The following is a 3053-nucleotide window of genomic DNA, read 5'->3' as shown; positions in this document are numbered from 1 at the left end:
TCAGCACCTGCGCCGGGAACGGATTGGCCGGTTGCTCGACCCCGAAGAGCGGTATGTCATTCAGCCGGATATCCAGCACCACCGCATTCGCCTGCAGATCAATCGCAAATTCCGTCCTGCCCGGATCGGCAGTTTGCGCCAGAACAGGCCCAGCAGAACTTGCCGCAAGCAGGATCGCCACAGCCAAACGACACAGAACCACATGGCACCCGGCCAGACCGCGTATCATCGCATACGCCACACCAACCTCAGACGAGATACAGAACGGACGCAACGACAAGCCCCCCACTGGCAGGGTTGCGCATGAAGGCGACCGCAGATTGAACGGCTGTCTTGTCCGGTGTTGCCGGGTCGGCCCACCGCAAGGGCGATGGCAGTATGAATGCCAGACGGCCCTCAGCCGCATGGAAAATCTGGGCCTCGCCGGGCGATGGCCAGAACCGCGCCGGTTGCAGCGTTTCGCCTTCCGGCAATGTCGACGCCAGCTTTTGCACAGCGTCGTTCACGCGCATGAATTCGGTGACGTCCTGGTAGTGCATGACCGTCGCGGTCCGCTCCCAGGTGGGAAGATAGGCCTGCCTGACGCGGGCAGCATCGCCGCTCATGAGGGCGGCATGTACACCGCGATAAGCTGCAAGCAGTTCTTCTCGCAGCACGTCCGCCCCTGGCAGCACTGGCGCGCCCTCCCATGTGAGCGGTGGCAAATCGTCGGGCACCGTGACATCGAACGTGACCACCCGCGATGGAACGGCAGGGCCGTAGATATCGCGGTATTCCCCGTCCTCGACCGTGAAACGCCCGCTGCTGCCGAAGACCGCCCTGCCCTGTCCACGGCTTGCCCCCAGTGACGTTTGCTCCACCGGCGCAAGGTGACCAGTTTCCATGTCGAAGGCCAGGTGCAAGGCCGTGTAGTCCTCGTCCGTTTCGGTCCGCAGATTGTAACGCACGAGGTCGATCCGGACGGCAAATTCCGGGTTCGGAGCGCCCGCCGGATAGGCCTCGCCCCAGACCGGCACGAAGTTGAACGTTAGCGTATTCGTTCCCGCCCGCAGCAGCGTGTTGATCGGCACCGTCCATTCCTGCCGCTCGGCTGCCGGCTTTATCGACACCGGCACGTCATTGACGGACACGATATGCCAGCAGGCGACCGTGCGGAACCGAAGGTAATAATAATGCGGATCGCTGGTCTGTGCCATGAGAGAGGCTCCTTGAAAGGCGGACAAGGCGGTTGCCGCGCAAACGAAAAAACGTCGGTTCATCTGGTCAATCATGTCAATACGGCTCCCACGGGGGGGTTTCCCCGGTAACCTCGGGAACCGTCGGTTCGAGCAGTTCGATTTCATCTCCAGAGGGCTTGCTCCAGTCCTCTTCATCACTGTTACCGACCTCTGCGATCGACTGCGACACCTCGCCGGTACTCCGCGAAGCCGTGCCACCGACAGAGCGCTCAAAATTCGGATCCCCCGGTGCGGGCGGGTCAAGCGTGTCTCCGCGGCTGGTTATCCCCACGCTCACATAGCCTTTCACCCGTGCGCGCAAGCCTTCGAAATAATACCTCTTCTCGCGCCCGGCATCGGTTTTGCGCATCTCCCAGCACCACGCCGTATGCATCGAGCCGCGCGCACCAGCTTCAGCCTGGACGATCCAAATCTCGCCCTCGGCATGAATCTCGACCGTCGCATCCCCCTTGATATCGACTTTCCCCCCGAACGTGTCCGACCCCTCACCTTTCTCGAAACCGTTCTCGTCATTGGCGGCATAGCGGTACGCCAGACCGGACCCGTACTTGTAGGACAACTCACCACCGGCGCTCAACACGACATCGGCCCTGACGCGCCCCCGGATCGCGCGGCCCTCGCGCATCGCTTCTGCGCGCGCGCGTTGCATTAACTCGGAAGCCGCCGGTGACAAAAGGCCTGCAACGGCAAGTTCGACGACGTCAATTGTCCCTTCAGCTTTCACGGACAGGGACGACTCGAACTTGTCGACCTTGAATTTCAGGTCCGGGCTTGCATCGACTTTTTCCAGTTTGAACGCGCTCGCTTCCAGCGTCAGTTCCACCACAAGCGTCACCCCAGAGCCGTCTACCACCTCCGCCTCAAAGCCCTCGGCCTCGCGCCCGTGTACAAAAGAGCCCATGGTCGAGATCATCTTGCTCAGTAGGCCGGACGTTCCCCGGGAGGCTGCCTGGTTCGACGGAGGGGCCGCCGCAGCAGTATGCTTCGTTGCCCCGGCTTCGCTCTTCACATCGATCGTTTTATCACCAACCTTGCCCGTCATCTCGCCGCTGATGCCCGTGCTTGCCCCAAAGCGACTGGTGCGAAAGCTGAGCGTAACATCGGCTATGATCCTGCCGTTGATATCCACCTCTGGAAAAGCATGCACCGTGTAGGTTGCCACCATTCCGGATTCGGGCAAACACATCCGCGGTGTATACCGTGCACCTTGGTTGTTCTCGAACGAATCCATGCCGGATATCAGCAAGTCCACAGCGCTCATCGCCACGACGAAATCCTGCGGCAAAATGGAATCACCAAGCACTTGAAAATTCGCTGTCTGAGGAGCAGCGACCGACTGCTCGGTTTCCGTTTTCGGAAGCAGCGACTCGCCTGACACCAGCCCACGCGTATTGAACCCCTGAGGTCGGGCGGGCCGCATCTGACAGTGCTGTCCATCGGCCTTGCTTTTGACCTTACCGACAAGGTTCATGCCTTGCTTGTCATCCGCGATGATAAACAATCGGGTCGGCGGCGCATCACCGTTCGACGGCCATGTCAGTTTCCGGTCAGGCGAGGAACTGTCGGATAGCTCACCACTGGTCAGACAACAGGGTTGTCCCGGTTCGCAGTCGCACTGCGCGGAGCCGAAGTCAGGATCATTCACCGACGCCATCGGGCTCGACGCGGGCAGGTTGTTGCGCGCCGTGGTGGCATATCGGTCATAGCCGGGGCTGCCATCGGGTTCGCTCAGGAGGCCGCTGCGCGCGCGGGCAAGCTGCTCGTATTGATGGCTGTTCTGCTGACCCGCGTCGTACATCGCGACCATTGCATCTT

Annotated in this window: 3 protein-coding genes; all 3 read right to left on the bottom strand. The window is 61.1% G+C overall.

Annotated elements, in window-relative coordinates; all coding sequences use genetic code 11:
* A partial coding sequence (locus tag LCF60_RS24035) for a hypothetical protein (protein ID WP_292295057.1) occupies positions 1-229 on the bottom strand: 229 nt, incomplete at its 3' end.
* Between the two features lie 19 nt (positions 230-248).
* Positions 249-1196 (bottom strand): hypothetical protein, encoded by a 948-nt coding sequence (locus LCF60_RS24030; protein ID WP_292295056.1) that lies wholly within the window; start codon positions 1194-1196, stop codon positions 249-251.
* Between the two features lie 76 nt (positions 1197-1272).
* Positions 1273-3053: hypothetical protein (locus LCF60_RS24025; protein ID WP_292295055.1), on the bottom strand; the 1781-nt coding region annotated here is incomplete at its 5' end.

This window comes from Marivita sp. (assembly GCF_020055635.1).
Lineage (GTDB): Bacteria > Pseudomonadota > Alphaproteobacteria > Rhodobacterales > Rhodobacteraceae > Marivita.
The sequence above is the reverse complement of the archived record's forward strand: the minus strand, read 5'-3'. Positions and strand labels throughout refer to the sequence as shown.